Raw genomic sequence first — 2,488 nt, 5'->3', positions numbered from 1 at the left:
CCGTTCGGACTCAAAACATTAGCAACTTGAACCAAAAACGGGTTATTGAGAGACTGAGCGAGGAAAGAAGGCACAATCAAAACCGAAGATGCAAAAATAATCGGCATCACTCCGCCTTGATTCAAGCGCAGGGGCAGATAGCTCCGGCTTTCCCGATAAACTTTGCGGCCGACTTGGCGGCGGGCCGAAATAATCGGAATGCGGCGAGTACCTTCCTGAACAAAAACAATCCCGACAATCGTCACCAAAAAGACCAGCAGCAGAACGACTACACGGCCGACAACTTGCGTGTCCCCACTTTGAGCCAATTCAAAAGTTTGTCCCAAAGAACGCGGCAAAACCGACACAATGTTGATAAAGATCAGCAGCGACGCTCCGTTCCCGATGCCGCGCTCCGTCACCACTTCCGATATCCACATGACAAACATCGAGCCTGCAGTCAGGGCCAAAGCAGTTTGTGCTATGAATAAAGGCGCCGGAGCTTGAGCAAAAGGGCTGACCCAAATCGCAATGCCAACGCTTTGCAGAATTGCCCAACCCAAAGAAACGTAGCGAGTAATTTGAGAAATCTTGCGCCGCCCTGCTTCCCCTTCATTTTTCTGCAAGTCTTCTAAACTTGGCAGAGCCGCAGTTAGAAGTTGCACAATAATTGAAGCATTAATGTAGGGCAAAATCCCCAGCGCGAAAATCCCCAAAGCTGACAAGCCGCCTCCTGAGAACAAATCCAGAAAGCCAATTAGAGGGCTATTTTGGACGTTTTGGGCAAAGGCGACTCGATCGATGCCGGGGACTGGCAAGTGGACACCCAGGCGGACTAAAATCAGTAAGCCAATGGTTACGAGGATGCGGCCTCGTAAACCCGCAGCTTGAGCCATCTGCATGAACGTCTCTTGTGCAGTTGGCGCTTTTTCTCTACTAACGTCCATAGTTACGATTTGGGATTTTAGATTTGGGATTTTCGACTAAATCATTTTCTGATAGCAAGCTTGAGGATTTGAGATTTGGACCTCCTCTCAAACCTCAAATCTTCACGCAACTAATTCGCAACTTCCGCCTGCAGCTTCAATTTTCGTGCGAGCACCTGCGGTAAAAGCCGAGGCGCGGACTTGCAAAGGCACATTCAGTTCGCCATCTCCTAAAATTTTCAGCGGTCCGTCGTCTGTGGTGACAATTTTTGCTTGGATCAAAGAGGTGAGAGTAACTTCTGTGTTTGCTGGCAGCGATGCTAATTTACTTACATTAATGGTAGTGTACTCTTTCCGGTTCACTAGAGGGAAGCTTTTCAACTTGGGGAGACGGCGGTAGAGAGGATTTTGACCTCCTTCAAAACCCGGTCTAGTGCCGCTACCGGCTCTAGATTTTTGACCGCGCATCCCTTTGCCGGAGCTCGCGCCTTGACCGGCAGAAATACCTCTGCCCAAGCGTCGGGGGCGCTTTTGGGAGCCTGCTTTGGGTCGGGCGTCTTGCAATCTCATAGTTTTAGTAATTGGTAATTGGTAATTGGTATTTAGAGAGGTGGTACACAGTAGTTTTGAGTGCGTGAGTTTTAAGTTGCGGATTTTTTTATTTTCAACGCAAGCACTTAACACTCAAAACTTACAGTTTCCCATTCTCGCGTGCCCTAACCGTAGAGGTTTTCTACTGGAATTCCGCGCTCTTGAGCAACTTCGGACAAGGTGCGGAGGGTGGAAAGAGCATTGACTGCGGCTCGGGCGTTGTTTAAGGGATTTCCGGAACCTAGCTGTTTGGCTAAGATATTGCGGACTCCTGCTAGTTCGAGAACAGTTCGCACTGCTCCCCCTGCAATTACCCCGGTTCCCGGAGCGGCCGGGCGCATCATGACTTTGGCTCCGCCGCCTGCACCGTTGATGGGGTGAGGGATGGAGTTAGCTTTGGTGAGGGGGACTTCAATTAGGTGCTTTTTGCCGTCAGCGACGCCTTTTTTAACGGCACCGATTACGTCGCTAGCTTTACCTACTCCCACTCCAACTTGACCGCGTTCGTTGCCAATAATGACTATGGCGCGGAAGCTGAGTTTTTTACCGCCTTTAACTACTTTGGTAACGCGCCGGATCTGAACGACCCGCTCTTGCCATTCGGATTCTTTTTCGCGCGTTTTGTTGCCGCTGCTTTTTTTCTTGGTGCGCTGTTCTTTTTGTTCTGCCATAGTTTTGTCCTGTGGGAATTAGTAATTGGTGAAAGGCGATCGGCAAGTGGTAATTGTTTGAGTAAAAAGTAAAAATAGAAGAAATCTGGATTTTGCCTTTTAACTTTCAACTTTTGACTTTTGACTTTTTAATTACTCATTACCCGCTACCCATTACCTCCTCTAAAAGTCTAACCCGGCTTCGCGAGCTGCTTCTGCAAGGGCTTTGACACGACCGTGATAGAGGTTGCCTCCGCGATCGAATACGACTTTGACTATGCCAGCGCTGGAACAGCGTTTGGCAATCAACTGACCGACTTGCACGCTCGCGGAGCAGTTGCC

General features: G+C 49.3%; 4 protein-coding genes. All 4 read right to left on the bottom strand.

Annotation, left to right across the window (positions count from 1 at the left end; genetic code table 11):
* Positions 1 to 926 (bottom strand): preprotein translocase subunit SecY (secY, locus tag ACUVJL_RS16555; protein ID WP_445246850.1); only part of this gene is annotated, 926 nt, incomplete at its 3' end.
* A gap of 102 nt (positions 927 to 1,028) precedes the next feature.
* The gene (rplO, locus tag ACUVJL_RS16550; protein ID WP_006634984.1) at positions 1,029 to 1,475 is read right to left on the bottom strand and encodes a 50S ribosomal protein L15; all 447 of its coding nucleotides are present in this window, start codon (positions 1,473 to 1,475) and stop codon (positions 1,029 to 1,031) included.
* Positions 1,476 to 1,621: 146 nt separating this feature from the next.
* The gene (gene rpsE / locus ACUVJL_RS16545) at positions 1,622 to 2,167 is read right to left on the bottom strand and encodes a 30S ribosomal protein S5 (RefSeq protein WP_445246849.1); all 546 of its coding nucleotides are present in this window, start codon (positions 2,165 to 2,167) and stop codon (positions 1,622 to 1,624) included.
* A 162-nt stretch (positions 2,168 to 2,329) separates the two neighbouring features.
* Positions 2,330 to 2,488: 50S ribosomal protein L18 (locus ACUVJL_RS16540; RefSeq protein WP_445246851.1), on the bottom strand; the 159-nt coding region annotated here is incomplete at its 5' end.

Source organism: Microcoleus sp. OTE_8_concoct_300, assembly GCF_031383065.1.
In the GTDB taxonomy this organism is placed as follows: Bacteria; Cyanobacteriota; Cyanobacteriia; order Cyanobacteriales; family Microcoleaceae; genus Microcoleus.
Note: the sequence above shows the minus strand (reverse complement) of the source record. Positions and strands in the feature narration are given on the sequence as shown.

What these genes read in the sequence shown, in the direction of transcription:
- rplO (WP_006634984.1), bottom strand. Translation starts at nt 1,475, where the DNA reads ATGAGATTGCAAGACGCCCGACCCAAAGCAGGCTCCCAAAAGCGCCCC.
- rpsE (WP_445246849.1), bottom strand. Translation starts at nt 2,167, where the DNA reads ATGGCAGAACAAAAAGAACAGCGCACCAAGAAAAAAAGCAGCGGCAAC.